The sequence below is a fragment of the Pseudoalteromonas sp. L23 genome (assembly GCF_021728455.1).
Classification (GTDB): Bacteria; Pseudomonadota; Gammaproteobacteria; order Enterobacterales; family Alteromonadaceae; genus Pseudoalteromonas.
This window is the reverse complement of the sequence record NZ_JAKKCW010000013.1, coordinates 60,137-81,117: the sequence shown is the minus strand read 5'-3', so window position 1 is coordinate 81,117 and position 20,981 is coordinate 60,137. Positions and strand designations below refer to the sequence as shown.

Below are 20,981 nucleotides of genomic sequence, written 5' to 3'. Positions count from 1 at the left end.
TATTAAACCAACTCAATTATTCGCAAGGAAACGCTAATGCGTCGCTTCATATTGCTATTTTGTGCATGTTTATCAACATTATCGTCTCTCAGCGTTAATGCTCAGTTTCCTGTCGTAGTGAAAGATGACCGCGACAAACTTGTTACTATTAACACTTCACCCAAAAAGGTCGCCGCTGTCTCCGTATTTGGTGCTGATTTACTCAGTGCTCTAGGTATGCAAGCTGTAGCGATCTCAACACTCAATCATCAGATGTCACCCTACCTCGGTGAGCAAACTAAACATATGCTAGATCTTGGTGAAATTCATGAGACGAACTTGGAAGTGTTGACTGCGCTACAACCCGATCTCACCATCGGACTGCGTACCTACACCGAGCCATTTGAAGCCAAATTTGAGGAAATCAGTCCCTTTTTAGCTTATGACTTGGTCACCAAATCCGACTCAGATCGGGCTATAATCTCTGCGGCTAAAGCGCTGGGCAAGGAAGCAGAAGGTGCTGAATTAAATCGAGTATTTGCAGAGCAGCTCAAGCATTTTGCAACTGCACCTCTAAAAGCACAATCTGTGGTGTTTTTGTGGCATTGGTCAGATGTACCTTATGCATTTTACGACCATCATTTTACCGTTGAAATGATGGCGACCCTCAAAGGTAAAAATAGCGTCGGCACCTCTCCACAGCCGGACTTAAAAAAGCTTGATTCCGCCCCGATTTCGATGGAGTCGTTGTTAAAGCTTAACCCTGATGTAATTATTTCCTTCAAAGGCGAACCTGGGCCCTTTAAATCACATCCAGTTTGGAAGCAGCTCAAAGCCGTTACCAATGGCCGCGCCTACCGAGTCGCAGACCATTACGTGATGCCTCACGGCCCAATTGCTAGAAGGCTCGTCTTACAAGAATTAGCGCATCTATTGCACCCTGACCAATTTGCCCCACCAAGCGACCTAGCTAATAAAGCACGGGCCACACCAATGCAATTTGGTCATTTATAGCAGGTAATGTAAGCACGCTATGATTAACTCAGAGAGACCTCGCTTCGCTACAACGCCCACTGGCTTATATCTAATCGGCGTATGTATGTTACTACTCAGCCTACTGCTGTCTTTAACAATCGGCGACTATCAGCTCACATTAAAAGAAGTTTGGTCAGTACTTATTAACCCGTCAAAGTCACAAGCTAGTTTTGTCGTTTGGGAGCTGAGACTACCTCGTCTAACATTGGCTATCATTGCAGGTACAACACTTGGCATAGCAGGAGCCATTATTCAGGCAGTAACACAAAATGAGCTCGCATCCCCAAGCCTCGTCGGCGTCTCTTCTGGAGCCGCATTGGCTATTGTACTGGTCCTCACTTTTACCGGTTTAAGTACCTACTTCCAATTTATAGCGGGTATATTTGGCGATGTCAGTCACACTATGGCTTTCTTGGAAGCAAAAACTAGAGCCTGTGAATCTTATTCTATCTGGTTTATGCGTTTCTCTGTTTTGCGCCGCCGCAACAACTTTGCTACTAATCTCGGTAAGCACTGACACTAGAGGGTTGTTTTATTGGTTGCTTGGCAGCGTTGCAAATCGCACTTGGCAACATGTGTCGTTATTAGCTCCTATCGCATTACTCGGTCTTATTTTATGTGCACTGTTAGCCCGTCCGCTCACCGTTTTACAACTCGATAGCGATGTCGTAAACAGTATTGGGGGAAGTGTAAAACGCTGGCGTATTCAAACGCTCACCGTTGCCGTTGTGCTAACATCTGCCACCGTGGCTGTTACGGGCCCCATCGCTTTTGTGGGGCTGGTTGCTCCTCACTTGTGCCGCACTTTACTGCCCAAGCACTTGGCTTATGAGTACCGCTATGTCTTATTTGGCAGCGCGCTAAGCGGTGCTGTGCTTGTCAGTATGTCCGACTTACTGGCAAATTATCAGGAGATCCCTGTGGGTATACTATGCGTGCTGTTTGGCGGACCAAGCTTAGTTTGGCTCATCCAATCTCGCTATCAGCAGGCGTCTATATGAATCGAACCATGACTATATCCGCTTGCCGAGAAATTAAGCCTTGGCCTTTCTATGGTTTATTAATCTCACTCATCGCGCTACTTATTTGCTTATTTTTTACGGCGCTAAGTATGGGGTCTGTACCACTGTCGATGCAATCTGTTTGGCAGATACTGATTTCCTCAATACCACAAAATAGTGATTCGAATATTCTTTGGCAGCTGCGTTTACCTCGCTCATTGTTAGCCATGTTGGTTGGGATCCATTTTGCGCTGGCAGGACTAATTTTACAGGCCGTGATCCGCAATCCTCTTGCCGACCCTAGTATATTGGGAGTCAATGGTGGCGCGAGTTTAGCTATCGTACTTTGTTTACTTGTAGTGGATTATATTCAACTTCATGTATTCGGCTTCAGTGATTTCAATTTTAACTTTGCTTGGCTTCCCGCTGTAGCATTGCTCGGTGGGGTACTAGCCACGGCTTTGGTGTTGAAACTTAGTTGGCGACAGCAGCTACAGCCTAATCAATTGGCACTTAACGGAGTGGCGATAGGCGCAATATTGAATGCTTTAGTTATGTGGGCCATTTTGGCATGGGGAGGGAATCGTACAGAAACCAGTTTGATTTGGTTAGCAGGTAGCCTGTATGGCAGGGACTTTAGTCAATTGTTTTTGCTTCTTCCTTGGACATTTGTTGGCGTGCTTAGTTGCTTCGCATTATTAAAGTATTTGTCGATACTGCAATTAGATAGCGATGCCGCACGAACTTTAGGGCTAAACGTCACTAGGTGGCGTTTAATTAGCTTATTGATTGCGGTAGCACTGGCGGCCAGTGCCACCGCAATCACGGGTCCACTCGGATTCGTTGGTTTAATTGTGCCACACTTTGCCAAAGTGCTACTTAACCGACTCGGCTTAGGTACCAGCCTCCCCCACCTGATGGTGGTCTGTATGTTAGCTGGGGCTTCATTAACGCTGGCGGCAGACATTGCAAGCCGAACGCTCATCTCTCCTTTGGAGATCCCCACAGGCACGCTAACCACCTTGATGGGCATTCCCATCTTGCTGTTATTGATCCGCCGCCAAAATTAGGATTTATCATGTTAAATGCAGATCAAATAACCTTACATTATCAACATAGGCCGGTGCTAAAAGACTTGTCGGTCTCTATTGCACGTCATCAGATCACCGCAATTGTTGGTCCAAATGGCAGTGGTAAGTCCACCTTACTTAAACTACTTGGCGGACTCATTCAACCGCAGCAAGGGACTATCTCTTTGGAGCAACAGCCGCTTCACCAATGGTCCCCTAAAACGCTAGCAAAGAAACTCGCATTACTTGGCCAAAGTCCACAAGCTCCAAGTGGTATGCTCGTTAAACAGCTTGTTGGTCATGGTCGGTTTCCCTATTTAGGAATGTTCAAGACATTATCGCAACATGATCAGGATGCCATTACTTGGGCGCTCAAAAAGACCAAACTTGAAGCGTTGCAACATAAGCCGTTACAGCATTTATCTGGTGGTGAGCGCCAAAGAGCATGGTTAGCAATGGCCTTGGCACAGCAATCTGAAATTTTACTCCTAGACGAACCCACGACTTATCTAGACTTAGGTCATCAATTTCAGCTTTTAGAATTACTTAAGCAGTTACAAATTCATGAACACAAAACCATTGTGATGGTGCTACACGATATCAATCAAGCCAGTCAATTCAGTGACCGAATTATCGCTCTTAACAATGGCTCGATAATAGCTGATGGCACACCGCAACAAGTCGTCACAGAGCAAATCATTAAACGGCTGTTCAACATTGATGTTGCAATTGTGTCTCAGTGCTATGGCCAGATAACTAAGCCGCTGTGCTTACCACTTGGAACAGAGGATCAATTTACCTCTAATTCAGCGGCACCACTGCGCAGTGGCGCAATCTAAAATCAACAACAGAAGCTAATGAAATGGAATTAGAAATTCGTGACGTATCAAAAACGTATGCAAACGGTGTTCATGCACTAAAAGAGATTAATTTAACCATAAGCAAGGGCATGTTCGGCCTGCTTGGTCCCAACGGAGCTGGTAAAAGCAGTATTATGCGCACCATTGCCACCCTACAAACGCCCGACAGTGGCAAAATATATTTTGATGGACAAGATATCTTCGCAAACCCTACTGAGTTCCGTCGCCAACTGGGCTACTTGCCTCAGGATTTTGGTGTTTATGCTAATGCATCCGCCACCGATATGCTGGACTATTTCGCTCGTTTAAAGGGTATTCACAATGCCAAAGAACGAAAAAGTCGAATTAATGAATTGTTGGAGCTGGTTAACCTCACAGAGCATTGTCATAAGGCGGTAGATACATACTCAGGTGGCATGCGCCAGCGGTTTGGTATAGCGCAAGTTTTATTGACCAACCCTAAGGTCATCATTGTTGATGAACCAACCGCGGGACTAGACCCAGCAGAGCGCAACCGCTTTTATAGTATTTTGCACCAACTCACTGACGGTGCCATCGTGATCCTCTCCACACATATTGTAGGAGACGTCACTAACCTTTGTGATGATATGGGGATCCTCAACCGAGGAACTCTACTGGCACGCGGCAAGCCCGATGAGCTCGTCGCCTCAATAGAGCACCAGATTTGGCACAAATCAGTATCAAGAAATGAGTTGAAAACACTACGAGACAATTACAAAGTGATTTCGACACGTATTGTTAAAGGCAACATCCAAGCCACTATCCAAAGCGACACCGCACCCACCGCAAACTTTATTCAAAACACTGCGGACCTAGAAGACTTTTACTTCAGCTACGTCCCTGAACTTGCGGTTTAAGGAGCATGTATGTTCACCAGTTTTTTGTTTGAGTTAAAATATCGACTACGCTCCGTAGCCACTTGGGGTTGTTTAATAGCCATGATAGCCATGGGCTACCGAGAAATGTTAGGCGGTGAATGGGATACACTCATGCAAAGTGGCAGGGTTGCACGCAACTCGCCATATGCAATCTATTACTTGTTTATGTACTACACATTTTGGGCTGCCACGGTGGGTAGCGCACTGGTAGTCCCAACATTACTCAGGGATCTTAATTCTAAAACTGCAGACTATTTATATAGTTTTGATATCAATAGCAAACACTATTTTATCGGTAAATATTTAGCGAGTTTAGCTATTGTGCTGTTAGTCATGAGCTCAGTTGTCATCGCCATGGTGACTTTACCTCTGATCTCAAGCCTCTTTGGACTCTACCCAGATAGTGATTTTATAGTAACTTCCTGGCCCCATATTTTACACGCTATACTGCTTTGGGTACTCCCAGCTTGCATTGTTTATACCGCTATTCCGTTTGCGCTCACGGCACTCACTGGACGCGCTACACCAGCTTATGCAGCGATGATGATAGCCGTTGGCTCGTTTGTCATTATCACCGCTTTGTTTGGTGACGGCGCACCACAAGCCCCTTGGCTGCAAGTTGTTGATCCATTGGGTAAGGTCACAGTTGAAGGACAAATCTTTTACTGGACGGCACAGCAAAGAATGACCCAGTTTTTGAACTTAGAGAGCGCATTACTTTACAATCGTTTGCTTTATTTAGCACTAGCATTAGCTTTGCTGGTATTTGCATGGTGGCGCTTCGATTTAACGAAATTTAGAACCAGTAACAACAAAAAAGCCTCAGCAAAACCCGTTGCAAAAGCGCAACAACACACGCACAGTTCAAGCAAACTAAATATGAACCCATTAACCTTGATAACCAATAAAGCCACAGTCTACTGGCTTAAATTCAGCGCCTACTCCGGTTATCTTCAAGCTCGCCAAATCATTACTAATAAGGCGTTTTACCTATCAATGTTGACGCTTTCGTTGATGCTGATCATCGCCGGGTTAAGCTACCGTTTGCCGGGCATGGAGGGCAGCGCAGCTATTTTGCCAAGAACGCACACGCTGCTTCCCGTGTTAATTTATCCCAGTTTGATTTTTACCATGCTTGCCGCCGCTTTTTTTATAGTTGATCAGTGCCACAAAGACCACCAGCTAAATACCGCACAGCTGGTCGCTGTGTGCCCAACGCCCGATTGGCAAGCTCCTTTAAGCCATATAATCTGCGCTGTTCTTATTGCGTTCGTATTAATGCTAGTGCCTATTTCAGGCTTATTGGGTACACAATTTATACAAGGTTATCTTGACCCCGATTGGCAAAGTTTATTGCATTTGAGTATGCTTGTTTTGCTGCCATTAATGCTCGCTTACGTGTTTATAGCCATCATTAGTTACGGGCTATTGCAGTCTAAAGTTGCCGCACAGGTATGTGCCGTGGTGCTCTGCATTTCTCCTGCGATATTCAATGAAACTCACGCGATAGAGAACTTTATGTATTTATGGGCATGGCCATCTATTGCTCAACTTTCCGAAATTGCATCTACAGAGCAATTTATCATCAGAGATCTCAATCTTATGCTCTACTGGCTCAGTTTTTATTGTGTATTGCTAGTATTAAGTAGCTGGCTGTGGACACGAGGTGTGCTTGCACCTTTTAAAGAAAGATTAATAGCTTTACCACAAAAGGTTACACCGCGATCACTGGCTATTATGCTGTTGTCAGGCACTGTTTTTGGCTATCAAGCCTATTCAATTCATCAAGAGATGATCATTAACGGTCAATTTGAAACACAAGCCGATGGTTATGCTGTGCAAGCCGACTACGAAAACCAATACCGGCAATTCGATACACAACCGCAGCCTAAAATTCGCCACGCTGAAATTGCCATATCGCTACACCCAAATCAGCGCGCTATACAATACACGGCCAACTTAACGCTGGTTAATTCACACCAGAATGCAATCGAGCAGTTGCTACTCAACACCAACAACTATACCGCTTTTGATGAAATCTTACTTTCTGGTCAAGCGCTTTCACTGCTCGCTTTAGACAAAGCGCATCATGCCTCGGTTTGGGGCTTGAGTACGCCTCTCATTCATGAGCAACAAAGTCAGCTCAGTTTTACGGCTTCAGTCAAATATCAAGGCTATAGTAATCACGCAACTGATTACATTGGCAAAGTGACAAAAAATGCCAGCTATATTGATGCAAGTTTTTGGCCCTCCATTGGGTTCGAGAAAAACAACATCATCAAAGACAACGTGTTACGAGAGAAGTTTAACCTCGACCCGCTGGCACCAGACTTTTTCAGCCAATCACAAACACTAGACTTGTACCAACACGACGACGCCGATCTGCTCACCTATAAACTAAAAATTGACGTCCCCAACAATCAAGTAGTTGTGGCGCCGGGGGATCTGCAGAAACACCAAACACAAGGACAGCGCCACAGCTATGAATTTCAAACAATGACCGCGAGTCATTGGGATCCTGTCATTGTGAGCGCCGGATACAAAATTCACCAGTCTACATGGACAAGCGCAAAAACCGGCAAAGATATTCCCATAGAACTGTTTTACCTTAACGCCGATGAAGCCATTCTACATTCCATGACACAACGAGCAAAACATGCACTTGGACAAGGCGAAGCAATATTTGGAACCTACCCATACAACAGCTTAAAAATAGCAGCGTTACCTCAGGGTATGGGAGAACAAACGGTTAGCGCAAATTTAGTGCTTATCCCCGAAATGTCCGCTTGGCAACACAATTATCATGATCCATCCAGTTCCGACTGGTTAGAATACACCGTACACGATGCAGTTGCTCAGGTTTGGTGGCAGAATATCGCAATCGCAAACACCGCAGGTTACCCCATACTGTCTGAGGGAGTGCCAACTTGGTTTGCGCTGACCAAATCAAGATTGAGTAGCAAAGCAACACAACAACTATTGGCTAGCATTAAAAATGACTACTTATTAGCACGTACTAAAGAGTCCGGTGTGGAGAAAAACGCCTTAGCATTGACGCACCAACCATACGCCAAAAGTAAATCGCAGCTTGTTGTTTATGAAGTGTCACAGCTCATTGATAATGAGCAATTTAGCAATGTGATCAATGATACCCTAGCACATTATCGAGTGCAGAGTGCTTCACAGCCCATATCGGCACAACAGTTGTACCTGAAGCTGTTGCAAGCCGTAAATCAGCCTAAACATGAAAAACAACTAGATATATTATTTCACCAAATGACGCTACATGACGCAAAAGTGCAAAATCTATCTCTGTAAACCCCCATTACAAACGATTAGGGCTGCCACATAAGCGCCCTAATTACTATCAGCCTTGTTAACTACCTTTAAAAAAAACCGCACAGAGGGGTAATGGCCGTTTTCGGGTAGTGGCTTTCCTTGCTTATTCAGACAATAACGGGCAATAAAAACAGGGCCGACCAAATGGTCAACGCTGACGAGAAGTAAGCCTAAAAACCCATTTCTAGCGCAGCATAACTCAATGCCCAACTACTCTACTATTCGTTGTTACTAGGAGCTAATTTACTATGTTTCGTTATAAGCTGACGTCTGTGGCCAAACCTCTCTTCTCCACTTCTAAACTCAACTATCACATTTCGCGTACCTTGTTAGCAATGAGTTTAGGCGTTTTCTCTTCAGCAGTATTTGCTGATGATCAAGCCAAACATATCGACTTGGAACGAATTGAGGTTACTTCTGAAAAGCGTACCGTGAATATTATGGAAGTTGCTTCTAGCGTAACGGCTATTTTTGGACAAGAACTAGTCGACTCTGAAGCCTATTCAATCACAGATCTTGGACAAGCGATCCCGAGTGTTCACGTTTATAGCTGGGGTGGCCGAAGAGACAGTAATGTATTTATTCGTGGCATAGGCCCGGGTTTATTCACCGAACCCACCATAGGTTTTTACGTCGATGGCGTGAATTATAGTAGCAATAGTATTTTTGATTTGGACCTTGTGGATATAGAGCGTATTGAGGTCCTAAGGGGCCCTCAAGGCACACTATATGGGGGCAATTCTCTGGCTGGTGTTATTAATATCATCACCAAACAACCAGACGAAATGCCGGAGTTCAAAGGCGCCTTTTCTGCAGATAACTTTGGCTCAAAGCGGGTTAGATTAGGTGTGAATACCCCCTTGACTGCGGATAATCTATTTCTCGGCTTATCAGCTTCGGCATACAACACCGATGGACATCTTGAAAATACCTACTTAGATAAAGACTTTGGTGCACGCGACGATCTGAGTGCGAGAGCTAAACTTAGATGGATCGCGTCAGACAATCTTGAAGCCAATTTTGTGGTGGATTATGAACGTTTTCGTGGCGATTCGTATGCGATGGGACAACTTGAGCGTATCAAAGCCAACCCAGATCACATAGAACATGATTTTGAAGGAGTTGACGATCGCGATGCACTTGGGGCTTCGGTTACACTGGATTATAGCGGTGACAATGTAAACTTCATCTCGATCACAAGCTGGCGTGACTGGGATAACCTGAACACCGCGGATCAAGATACAGGCAATGACGCAGGATATCAGTTCCATAGTCACTCTGAGGACGACTTTGATCAGCTCTCCCATGAAATGCGTTGGAGCTCTAAAAATACTGAAGACTACCATTGGCTAGTCGGGTTCTATGCCTATCAATCAGATACCCAGAGTACGACAAGAAATGATCTAAACTTCTCCTCTATGTACCCAGGTAGTGGACCCATGGTTGATCGTTCGATTATCGGGAAAGATGACCAAGCTTGGGCGGTATTTGGCCAGGTTGACTACGCAATCACTCAGGATATTACCGTCATTGCAGGGTTACGCTACCATAAAGAACAGCGAGAAGCCGATATTAACATCGACTCTCAGTCCACTGGAGTAACCTCGCAACACGGTGGCAAGGAAGAATTCAGCGAAGTTCTACCCAAATTAGCCCTCTCTTATCAAACTGCCAATAATGACCTTGTTTACGCGTCTTGGAGTAAAGGTTACCGAGCAGGAGGATTTGACACTTTATATCCCAACTTAAGCAAGCCTAGCTTTGAGCCTGAATACAGTAATAACTATGAAATCGCCTATAAAGCACTAGCGCTAGAAAACCAACTGAGCTTTTCAATCACTGCATTTTACGTTTCTTTAGACGACCAACAAGTGCAACAGATGTTAGAAAACACAACCATTATCACTGATAACGCTGGCGAAAGTACCAGCCGGGGTGTTGAATTTGAGTCGCGCTACCAGCCTCACCCGGATTGGACCATTGGCTTCTCAAGTAGTTATGTTGAAGCCAGTTATAGCGAGTATGAAAGTGTGAACTTTGCAACTGGTGCAATAGAAGATTATTCCGATAATCGTTTACCAAACACGCCTAAGATCAGTGCCAACCTGTCCATTAGCAATCGTACAGAACTCAACAGCGACTTCACCTTATTCACACAGTTAGAAAACATTTATATGGGCGATCACTACTTTGATGCAGGTAACCAAATGAAGCAATCTGCATATCACCTTTTAAATGCCAAAGTAGGACTTGAAAGCGAAAGCTGGTACGCGCACTTATGGGTGAAGAATGCGCTTGATGAATATTACTCAAAAGTTGAATTTAACTTTGGTTTCGGTGTTACGGCAGAAGCAGGAAACCCGAGAACCATAGGCCTCACTGTAGGTACTAATTTCTAAACCAATGACGAGTGGAAAGTGGCGCACGCACTAAGTGCCACCGTGACGTTGTATAAATAATATCAATGCGTTGATACGCTTATTAAGGGAGTTACCATGCAAGCTCAATCCGTGTTATTGCTCGGTGGTACAGGTCAAGTAGGCTTAAAAGCAGCTGAGTATTTACTTGAGCATACACAAGCCGCACTTACGTTTGCTTCACGTAGAAAAGCCTCATTACCCAGTGCAATTTCGCAACATCAAGACCGAATAAATACAGTACAACTTGATGTCCAAAACACCGACGATTTAAAAACTCAGTTAAAGAATACAGATCTGGTCGTCGCCTGTGTTGGCCCCTCAGGCATTATTGGCGATCAAATAGTATTGGCCTGTAAAGAGTTAGGCGTACCAATTATTGATGCTGGTGGCTACGATCCAGTGTACGCGTCTCTCCACGAGCATGAAAAGAAGCACAGTAGTGAAGTACCGCTCATCATCAACGTCGGTTTGCTACCGGGCTTATCAGGCGTATTCCCCGCCTATCTTATTCAACAATGTAGCCGTGGAGCGGACATCAAATCCTTAGAAGTGCAATACGTTGGCCGAGACGCTTGGAGCTACAATTCGGCATGGGACATTATAAATGGGTTAGGAGACTTTGGTCACGAACGTGGCTTTTGCTACTTGGAAAACCAGCAAGTTAAACGTGAAAAGTTCTCAAAAGCTGGTACTAAAGCACACTTTCCTGCTCCCATAGGCACCGCATCTACTATGTTGATTTATGCAGAAGAAATTGTGCAACTCGCCAACGAACATGACATACAAACAGCTAAAGTCTACGGTGCTAATCTAGGACCACGCGCTATGTTTGTTTGCATGATTGCGAAGATATTCAAGATGTACAAAAACCATAAAACTATCGCTCGTGCAGCACGATGGTTATGTAAGGCCTCAGCTAAAGATATGCGTAAGCTCGACCCAATTTACGCCGTCGATGTCCAAATTAAATGTGCTAACAAACGCGTACACCATGGCCAAATCATTCTAGAAGATACCTATCAGGCTACAGGCTTTATCATCGGCATAACGGCTAAGCAATTATTAAACAATCAAATCACCAAAACAGGTCCAATGATGCTACATGAAGCTGTTGATGCCAATCATTTTATAAAAGATCTCGAACAAGCAGGTGTCGTTGCAGGGCTTATTCTTTCTAAATCAGACAACAACACCAAGCAGGAGGCTGCATGAGTAAAAATATCATCGTCTTGGGAGGTACAGGTGAGTCGGGCAGGCGCATTATCAACTTACTCAGTGAACGCCTCTCAGATTTAAAAATAAGCTGTGCGGCACGGCGAACACCAAAAGCGGGCATATTGCCAGAGCATATTAACTTTGTTCCTTTTGATATAAATGACAAAGCCAAAAGCATTGAAACACTCAAAAAGTTCGACTTAGCTGTGATTGCTTTAGGTCCAATGGATAAATTTGCCCTACAGGCGCATCAACTGTGCTTGAACGCGAATATAGATGCCCTCGACATTAATGACAGCCTACAGGCTGCAGATCAAATACACGCACTGAATACTGAGGCCCAATCAAAACAACGCTTGCTACTCACAGGTATGGGCTTCTCCCCTGGTATTTCAACATTACTGTTAACTGAGCTTGCGCATAAAAAAGCATCTGCAACGGGCTATTATCAATGTCGTTTGTATATGGGCGCAGCCTATGGTGGCGGCGAGACCAGTCCACAAGCGATTTTAGCAAGCTTTACCAATCACTTAACCTGCTGGCGAGAAGGGACTCGCAAGCAGGTTGAGACGCCTTGGCAGGACGCACAACATCAATTTACTTTTCCAGCATTGAAAAAACCAGCCGACCTTATTCCATTTGCAACGCCTGAAGTCGCCGGCCTTGGTTGTGAGTATGTTGCTGAAGACCTAGACATAAAGCACCTAGATAGTCGTTATCATATCCAACACCTTACGCTTGGATTTGCAAAGTTTATGAGTAAATATCGCTTAGGCGAACGTAAAAATACATTTTTCTCCAAGATGTTTTTTAACAATGGGCAAAAGCTCAAAACCAAAAAAGAGTCAGATCCCGATACCTGTTTATGGGTTTACCCAGACAATAATCCGCAATCAGGACTAATGTTACATGGGGTTATTTCTTCTTATGAACTAACCGCCAAGATGGCATGTGTTGTGGTTGAGTGTTGGCTAAACAATGTGTTCTTTGACAGCTATGGCGTCAAAGCCGTAGAGCATTTGTCTTATAAAACGCGCCAAAAGCTACTGCAAACATTGGCTTTATATGGTGTCACGGCAAAACCTGCAAACACCCAGAACACACATCGAGCAGATCAAGAGTTTGGCTGGGTAGACAGCGTATCATCAGACATCAATAGTCTCAGAAATTTGGGGTTAAATTGGTATACAGTAACAAAGCAACATCCAAAAATGGCAAAAAGGCAACAAGAATATCTCTATAAATCAGAGATATGGCGAGCACTTAAAGAGGCCACCAGTAGGTATAGCTTTGCAAAGTTTGTAATTTCTACGCTGTTAGCATGGCGTCGAGATAATAAAGGCTTACAGCACTGGCGCGATAGACACCAAGGAGAATATACCGAAATCTGGAAGTCCATCACTAAAGATATGAGTATGTTTAGCTCAGGTTATGGCAACGCGAGGAAACTACTAGGACAGGATAAAGCCTACCGATTATATCGTGACATGTTTCTAGAGACAGGCAAAATGGAAATGCGCTGGCTATGGCCTAATCCTGAATCCTTTAATATATTCGAAAACAAAGAGAATGTGATTTTAGAGTACTGGCTCACTTGGCTTAGAAACTACGCCAAACTTGGCCTATTTACACTAAGCAAATCAAAGGCTGACTCCACAACGATTTGCATTTCTATCACCGACTGTGCGTATGCTGCTATGTTTAAAGAGCTCGGTTGCCCTGAGCTTGCAGACATGGTGAGAGAAATGGAGCAAGAAGCACTAGTCTTTTTAGCCAGTCAGAGTAATTTGAACATAACTTGGAACTTTAAAGGTGAAGGTGTTGTTGACATCACTTTGAGTAAAACGCTAACGCTTCAGGCCGTTGGTTAACAGAAAAAGACGACGGAGAATGGATTTATGTGTTGCGGGCAAAGCCCGCAGGGCACACACTCAAAAATGATTAACCACAAACAATACTGGGAGCGAGGTTCAGTCTCGCTTCTTTAGGCAACACCCCAAATTGTTTTCTAAAAGCCACGCTAAAATGACTTACATTGCTATAACCCAGCGAGACGGCTGTTTCGGTTACATTATTGTCTTTTAATAGGTTCATTGCTTTGTGCATTCTTTCTTCTTGGAAACAACCATAAACCGTATTGTTAAATAGCACCTTGAAGCCTTTTTTTAGCTTACACTGGTTTAATCCAACCACCTTAGCCACATCTGAAATGGTAGGTGGGCAACTAAGATCGGATAATAGAAAATCTCTTGCTGCAATAAGCTGCTTTTTCTCTCGAAGCGGGAGTTGGTTGCTCGTGTCAACTGATTTCAGTGCAGTGAGATGCCAATATAGATAGTCTAACGTAGCGGAATGCAGCAGCAGAGGGTTGGCTTCTTGATCTTTTATCAACTTATGAATACGGTTCGCACATGTGCTGACTTTTCTACTGGGGCCACTTTGCTTCACAAAGAATGACATACTTTTCCCTAGATCTACCCCACTGAGCTCTTCACCAGCAAGCTCATTAAGCACTTCGGGTTTTATCATGATCTCTAAGTTACTAAAATCATTACTATGGTAAGCACAGAAATTCTCCCCACCCGAAAAACCAATATTGAAGTCTCCGCACTCACATTGTAACAGCGTATTACCGACCGTCGCTTCAAACTTCCCCGCAAGAACATTGTTAATGTGAATATATTGGTCATCGCCAGGAAATATATGTTTAGTATCTGCCGCCCCCAAATCCTGCGCTGAAGATAGGCTCACAGAAAGCCCTGGCATCAACTGCACAAAATTCTGCCCAACCACATTATCAATATGCTGCTGTTTATTCGCTGTACTTATTTCAATGTCACTACACATAGTCATTTTTAACCCCCCTTCCAATCCCCGTATCACTCAGGCATCTGTAGCTAATACTTCCTTTAGAGAAACATGTAAGTTACCGAGAACAGCCGGATGTTTCACCATATCAACAAGTCAGATAAGAATGAATTTCACTTTTAGTTATTCAGTCGTATATAGCTATCTATTACATCACCCATTATTAACCGCATCAGAACAACAAAATATTAACAAATGAAAAACGATAAAAACAAATTCTGAGTTATGTTCCCTAAGAAGTTAACACTAATAAAAATCATTCTCAATAAGAAATTCCAAAAAATACAATTTTCAACCAGAGATTTGCATAAGGAAAGAGTTAGAGCATTCCTTATTTTACTAGAGAGTTTTAGGGATAGTTTCGCTCTCGTGTCCTGCCAAAGTCTAGGTACCAAATCGGAGGTGTTATACCAATTTCAGCTGTTGGCGCCGAAACAGGCTGCTATAAATGAGTTAGTTATCTATAGTCACGACTATCCAAACTAAAAGACTGTATGCACCTGTATAATAAGCGGTAATTTGACTGCCAGCCTTGATAAATAACCTGAACTCGGGATAACAATATGTTTTCTAGCAGCTGTTATCCCTTTCTACTGCGTTAAATTTGTTGCAATAGGCCAGAGGTTAAATAAGTCGTGTATCTAAGCCAAGGTGGGATGCTGTGCATTGTTTTAGTAATAGCCTACTGGCATTTGAGCGACACTATCGCCTTGAGTGTTGACTACAACCATTAGTTTGTTTCAAAAGTAGTATTAGTAACATCGCGGTATTTGTCAGTTATCATTTTTAATCTTATCCAATTTATATAAATAAACTAAAAGCCCGACGCATCTAAAGTTATGCGGGTTTTTAATATTTCCTTATGAAATTTTGGCCCTTTACCATGACGCTTCTATAAGGTGTAGATTGACCATAGAGTGTTTTTAACAACAATAGGCAAGGAAAATAACGACCTTAGAACCATATGCCAATGTGAGATGATGACTTTTTCAGATACTTTTGTGATCATAGATTTCGCTGCCTGTGTCGAAGTGCCAAATCAAACCTCACTTGACCATTGACAATAATAAAAAGGGATTAAGCATCCAGAAAAATTTGCGTCATTCATCTTGATACCGTCCCATTTCCTATCGCGAACAAGCCATTAAAAGCAACGGGGAATCCCGAGGTTTTATTGACGAGACGATAGTAAACAACACTCAGGTATTCGGATACTCAATTTATGTTCGACATGGGTTTGAGTTAAATAGGCCAAAGCTTGCGTACGAACTGGTTTATGCCCTGCAAGTCGAGTGTCGTGACCAAAACACACTCAGAAGAATAAAAATCAAGCAGCAAAGGTCAAAACGCCCTAGTGAAAGACGTCACGTAAAAAGTTGAACTCGCCTTTTATTATATTCACCACTCTTATCACTTACTTTATAAAGTATTACAAGGTACAATTTTTTCTCAATCTCCATTGCGACTTACAAGGAAAAGTTATGCCATTATTAGAACAGAGGTCTCTGCATCATATTGATCCACGCCTAGCTGGCGTTGAGATGCAGTTAAAAGAGGCCTATTACAATTTAGATAAAACCACATCCAGCTTTGATAGCGATCTTGACAATAAATTGAAGTCGTTTAAGCGCTATAAATGGTGGGCGGTTGGTATTGCAATCCCCCTACTATTTTTTGCGCCTTTTCTCTTAATCTCAATAATTCCTATTTACTTTTTGTTAAAACATTCTCTTAAGTCTTTCACTAAGGGTGTGTTAACTAGAGCTTATATGATGGCGCCAATTGCTTCAGCACTTAACTTAGAATATTCAGTCGGCGGTAATTTACTTATCTGCGAGGAAGCTATCAGTGCAGGTATATTAGCCAAAGGAGGCCGAGCTGTGGCTGAAGATGGATTTAACGGCGAAGTAAATGGCATTCCCTTTTACTTTACTGAAGTGCATATACGCACGCATCACCAGAACAATGACAGCAAACGTTTGTTTAATGGTGCAGTTATAAAACTGAGTATGCCTGAACCTGTAGATACTCCAATCGTAGTGTTACAAGATGCGGGGCTTTGGAACATGCTGATAAATCGACGTCAATCTTTAAAAGGATTACAGCGAGTTAAATTTGAACAAAAAGACTTTGAAAAAGAGTATCAAGTCTATGCTAAAGATGAAGAAACCTGCCGCGAAGTACTCACGCCAGAATATATGGCGCAATTGTCGCAAGTCAAAACGTTCTTCTCATCCAGTCACCTACCAAAAGGGTTAAAAATCCCCGAAGTAAAAGCCCAAATGTTTATAGAAGGTAGCGATATACTGATCTCTCTTGACTATGGAGCCAACCTATTTAGCCCTAAAAAGCTACAAAAAGAATACGATCCCAGCTGGGCCGAAGACATAGCCAAACAATTCTTACTGATTGAAAACCTAGCAAAAAGTCTGGTGCACTAGCGCTGGACTTAGGTAGCTTGTGGTTGAAAGTGCAATAATCTAACGACAAACACAATGGCTGTTATAACCATTACAAAAAAGGCCCTGAGGTCCTTAAACCAACTTAGCTTTTTTTAGACACGGAGTTAGTTCAAAGATGATACAGTGTTCGCTGTTCAAAATAATAATGTAAAGCGCTAACCCCCTGCGACTGTGAGCAGGTTTATCAAGTGCCTAAGGAGAACAGGATGAATTTTATAAAGCCCGCCACCTCTTTGCTTTTTGCAGTCATCATGCTCACCAATGATGTCCATGCTAATGAAGCCTTTCCTAGGCTAAAAGGACCTTGGCTCGGTCAGACACCACCAGGGTCAACCGCACAGCTCTTTGCTCCTAATATCATCTCCATTAATGGTCGTTATGAATTCGGCGTGTCGTTCTCTCCAGACCTTACAGAAGTGTATTTTACTGCCTTTAAAGAGCAAGAAACTGTAGACTCAAGCCCACAAATCATGTATTCAAAGGTAGAAAATGGACAGTGGACTCAACCTCAAACCGCAGATTTCACCCGTGGAAGAATGAGTTATGAACTGGTTCCCCACGTTAGCTTAAACGACAACCGGATTTACTTTACTGCGCGTTCAGATGACCCCAAGGAGTCTGGAATTTGGTACGTTACCCGTAGCAAAAATGGCTGGAGTGAAGCCAAAAGATTCGATTCGGCAATAAATACGGGTAAGTTTTCAGACTTCAACCAAAGCGCAAATGGCGAACCTGTTTTCTCCAATATGTCAGAACGCAAAATGTATACCGCTGAAAATAAAAACGGCGCGTTTACGACTCCCAAAGCCATTGACATTGACTTTGGATTTCATGGCTTTATTTCGCCCGCTAACGATTACCTATTGGTTAATAGTCGTCACAGAGGCGATGATAGTAGAAAAGACAACGACCTATATGTCTATATTAAGGAGCATGATGGCACTTGGTCTAGTCCTATTAATTTAGGTGAAGGGGTTAATACCCGTTACTCAGAAACCGTTCCAAGAATTACACCCGATGGTAAATACCTGTTTTTTGGCAGATATAATGAACCCGGTGATGTATCAAACATTTATTGGGTAAGCACCGAAGTCATTACCAAGCTAAAAGATACTTATTTTTCAGGAAAGTCGACTAAATAACCTGAACTCGGGATAACTTATGGCTAGAGTGATATTACGCTTTTAAACTTTGGTATTTTGGTAGCTTAACTAATTTCTTTCCCGAATTCAGGTTAAGTAGCTTTAAAGCAGCGCAATTGTATGATTCCTTTTGACTTTAAGATAAAACTCGGCATGACACAATGCGGAAAATATAAGATAAAATTGCGACACAGCAAAAATATCATCATGTACCCTCCACAAGATTTTGGAGGGCACCTGGACTATACCTTCTTAAAACACTACAGATATCACTCAAGGGGAAACACATTACTAATGATCACGTTTCCCTTAGTATCTCTTATTTCGAATATAAGCTCGGACTCTTTAACTTCAACATAAGCGACACCATTGCTCGCATAAAAGTCGTATTCTGTTGTCGATAATGGTTCTGATATCGAGTATCTACTGGCTCCATATATGGCTTTGCTAAACCTAACATCATCTTTAAACCAACGAATAGAGTTAATTATAAAGCTAGTTGGCCAGAATAATGAGCCAGAAACTAATTGATGGATTGAAGTGGGCTTTCCTTCATAGTTAAGCCGACAAGCGAAGTGAGAGTGAACATCTCCAGATAAAAAGAACACATTTGTAATATTTTTCTTCGTCATGTGATCTAAAATTCTTTTCCGTTGCTCTGCAGCTTTTTTCCAATTATCCGCCGCGTCTGCATTGGAATAATTATCAGCCAAAAAAGTGACAGAAGTCCCTATTAGCTTAACTTTATAATGAGAGTTAAGAAAATCCAATAGGGCATTTTCTTGAGCTCTTGATATAAGCCCTTGAGAGCTTCGCTCTTTGCGAGAGTCCATTAAAAATAGACCAATGCTGCCAAAATCTACCGCTGCATAATGGCGAACAGGTACTTGATTGTGCTCCTGCCCTTTAACGTAAGAGACCCCCGGCACATCACTTGGTATAACATCAAAAATTGGCCCATGTGACGCCTGATAAGAATAGAAAGCATTAATGCTGTTAATGAGCCTATCTTTATCTTTAGTCAACCAGTTGACTTTAGTATCTTGGTAGTCAATAGCTCCGTGTTTAAAACTATCTTCTACTTCGTGATCATCCATAACCATGTAATTAGGCATGGCACATAAGATATCTTTAACATATTGATTATCAAAAAACTTACGATAAAGTCGCTTAAAGTCCTTGGTACTTGAGTTATTTATTGTTAAACCTAGATACATGTCGTTATATACTTGATCCCCTAACCAAAGCATCATATCCAACGGCTTTTCTTCATTAAAGGCTTTCACTACTCTAAGCGCTTTTCCAAAACGTTCATCACCGTTATTTCTAAGACACGAACCAAAGCAAAACCGGAATCCCTCTCTACCTAGAGTTGAGAAAGAATATTCAGGTAAATCAGCCCAATTAGACTCACTTTCAATGCGCTGTTCAGAAAAGGTTGGATTATAACCGACTTGATAACAATAAGTAGTATTTGGCCTTAAACCGGTAAGCTCTATCACTCCCGTATAAAAAAAGTTTTGATTAAACCTGAACTGCTTTGGCTGCTCCCAATCTCCATCTGCCGGTTTTATCCTAATCCACCCGCAATTAGGTTTAGCGTCCTTTCCCGCAGACTGAATACCACACATAACTCGAACCGTTTGCTCTGTAGTAACACCAATAACAGGACCTACTTTAGGGTTTAGCAATGACACAATGTAACTCCTTGTAACTTTAATGATGTAATTAAAGTATCAAAAAGCTCATATTTCAAATTTATGATTTGATATTTATACTTCTCGAAGTATAAATATCAATTAAACACCATTAGGTAATTCTACCATCTCGATAGCGCCGCGTTTTTGCATGGTAATAAATAAGCGTTTACCTTCCTCGCCGCCAAAAGCCACATTGGTCGGGTACTTGCCTTTCAGTTTAATTTCTTTAATTAGCTTGCCCTGAGGTGAAACCACAGCGATCACACCAGCGCCATAACGGGCGATATAAAGATTGCCTTGGTTGTCCGTGCGCATACCATCTAAGCCAAAATCGGTAAACGAGATAAATAATTGTTTGTTACTAATATTGCCTTGTTCGTCTAACTCATAGCGCCATACTTTACGCTGCACGCTTTCATTCACATAAAGTGTTTTATTGTCAGGGCTAACTTCAATGCCATTGGTGGTGCCCATATCCGCTTCTAATAGGGTTACTGCTCCGTTTGTATTTATACGCCAAAGTTTACCGCTACTGGCTTGCCAATTAGGATCGCTGGCGAAAAGAATTCCGTTGTCCATGATCGCAAGGTCATTAGGTTGATCCATGCGATTATCGTGAGCAAATACCGACACGGATTGTGACAAATCACCACCTTGTGCAAGAGCTGCTTTGGTGACTTTGAGCACGTTATGATTGACGTAATCGGCTATATACATATTTCCTTGCTTATCAAAGCGAATACCGTTACCAATAGAGCCATTTTTTAACGTCAGCAGGGTTTCCGCTCTGCCTTGCGCAGTCACTTTACCAATAGTGCCTTGCTGTTGATGGTTAACCGCATATAACACGCCAGCAGCATCCACCGCAGGTCCCTCAATACCTTGCGTGAAAACCCCATCCGTTATCCAATCTTGTGTATCTACAACCGTGTTGGCAGCTACATAACCACTGCTCTGTAGCAAAAATAAACTGAATATGACTTTTCTCATG

At 42.8% G+C, this 20,981-nt stretch carries 15 protein-coding genes; 12 read left to right on the top strand and 3 right to left on the bottom strand.

The window, feature by feature from the left end:
* Nucleotides 1-36: 36 nt before the first annotated feature.
* The 10 genes from L3V43_RS18820 (at nt 37) to L3V43_RS18775 (ending at nt 13,689) form a co-directional block, all read left to right on the top strand.
* Entirely contained in the window at nt 37-993 is a 957-nt protein-coding gene (locus tag L3V43_RS18820) for an ABC transporter substrate-binding protein (protein WP_237117165.1), read from the top strand.
* A 19-nt stretch (nt 994-1,012) separates the two neighbouring features.
* Nucleotides 1,013-1,531 (top strand): iron chelate uptake ABC transporter family permease subunit, encoded by a 519-nt coding sequence (locus tag L3V43_RS23840; RefSeq protein WP_237123939.1) that lies wholly within the window; start codon nt 1,013-1,015, stop codon nt 1,529-1,531.
* The gene (locus L3V43_RS18810) at nt 1,449-2,015 is read left to right on the top strand and encodes an iron ABC transporter permease (RefSeq protein WP_237123938.1); all 567 of its coding nucleotides are present in this window, start codon (nt 1,449-1,451) and stop codon (nt 2,013-2,015) included. Before L3V43_RS23840 ends, L3V43_RS18810 begins: the two co-directional genes overlap by 83 nt.
* The gene (locus tag L3V43_RS18805; RefSeq protein ID WP_237117166.1) at nt 2,012-3,085 is read left to right on the top strand and encodes an iron ABC transporter permease; all 1,074 of its coding nucleotides are present in this window, start codon (nt 2,012-2,014) and stop codon (nt 3,083-3,085) included. The genes L3V43_RS18810 and L3V43_RS18805 overlap by 4 nt, the downstream gene beginning before the upstream one ends.
* Nucleotides 3,086-3,093: 8 nt before the next feature.
* Nucleotides 3,094-3,924: an ABC transporter ATP-binding protein gene (locus tag L3V43_RS18800; protein WP_237117167.1), complete on the top strand. Its 831-nt coding sequence runs from the start codon at nt 3,094-3,096 to the stop codon at nt 3,922-3,924.
* 23 nt (nt 3,925-3,947) lie between these two features.
* A complete protein-coding gene (locus L3V43_RS18795; RefSeq protein ID WP_237117168.1) occupies nt 3,948-4,823 on the top strand; it encodes an ABC transporter ATP-binding protein in 876 nt (291 codons plus the stop codon).
* 9 nt (nt 4,824-4,832) lie between these two features.
* The gene (locus tag L3V43_RS18790; protein ID WP_237117169.1) at nt 4,833-8,162 is read left to right on the top strand and encodes a hypothetical protein; all 3,330 of its coding nucleotides are present in this window, start codon (nt 4,833-4,835) and stop codon (nt 8,160-8,162) included.
* Nucleotides 8,163-8,431: 269 nt separating this feature from the next.
* Nucleotides 8,432-10,582 (top strand): TonB-dependent receptor, encoded by a 2,151-nt coding sequence (locus L3V43_RS18785; protein ID WP_237117170.1) that lies wholly within the window; start codon nt 8,432-8,434, stop codon nt 10,580-10,582.
* Nucleotides 10,583-10,678: 96 nt separating this feature from the next.
* Nucleotides 10,679-11,815, top strand: coding sequence for an NAD(P)H-binding protein (locus tag L3V43_RS18780; RefSeq protein WP_237117171.1), 1,137 nt, complete (start codon nt 10,679-10,681; stop codon nt 11,813-11,815).
* Complete coding sequence (locus tag L3V43_RS18775) at nt 11,812-13,689, top strand: hypothetical protein (RefSeq protein WP_237117172.1); 1,878 nt, start codon at nt 11,812-11,814, stop codon at nt 13,687-13,689. The genes L3V43_RS18780 and L3V43_RS18775 overlap by 4 nt, the downstream gene beginning before the upstream one ends.
* 70 nt (nt 13,690-13,759) lie before the next feature.
* Here L3V43_RS18775 and L3V43_RS18770 read toward each other — a convergent pair whose 3' ends face one another.
* Complete coding sequence (locus L3V43_RS18770; RefSeq protein ID WP_102058252.1) at nt 13,760-14,671, bottom strand: AraC family transcriptional regulator; 912 nt, start codon at nt 14,669-14,671, stop codon at nt 13,760-13,762.
* A 1,496-nt stretch (nt 14,672-16,167) separates the two neighbouring features.
* On the opposite strand from L3V43_RS18770, the gene L3V43_RS18765 reads away from it, so the two are divergent.
* Nucleotides 16,168-17,127, top strand: a complete 960-nt coding sequence (locus tag L3V43_RS18765; RefSeq protein WP_237117173.1) for a DUF3137 domain-containing protein — start codon at nt 16,168-16,170, stop codon at nt 17,125-17,127.
* A gap of 227 nt (nt 17,128-17,354) precedes the next feature.
* Nucleotides 17,355-18,290, top strand: a complete 936-nt coding sequence (locus L3V43_RS18760; protein WP_237117174.1) for a hypothetical protein — start codon at nt 17,355-17,357, stop codon at nt 18,288-18,290.
* Nucleotides 18,291-18,559: 269 nt separating this feature from the next.
* Here L3V43_RS18760 and L3V43_RS18755 read toward each other — a convergent pair whose 3' ends face one another.
* Together L3V43_RS18755 and L3V43_RS18750 are read right to left on the bottom strand one after the other, a co-directional pair.
* Nucleotides 18,560-19,987, bottom strand: a complete 1,428-nt coding sequence (locus L3V43_RS18755) for an alkaline phosphatase D family protein (RefSeq protein WP_102058248.1) — start codon at nt 19,985-19,987, stop codon at nt 18,560-18,562.
* Nucleotides 19,988-20,089: 102 nt separating this feature from the next.
* Complete coding sequence (locus tag L3V43_RS18750) at nt 20,090-20,980, bottom strand: SMP-30/gluconolactonase/LRE family protein (protein ID WP_237117175.1); 891 nt, start codon at nt 20,978-20,980, stop codon at nt 20,090-20,092.
* Between the last annotated feature and the right edge of the window lies 1 nt (nt 20,981).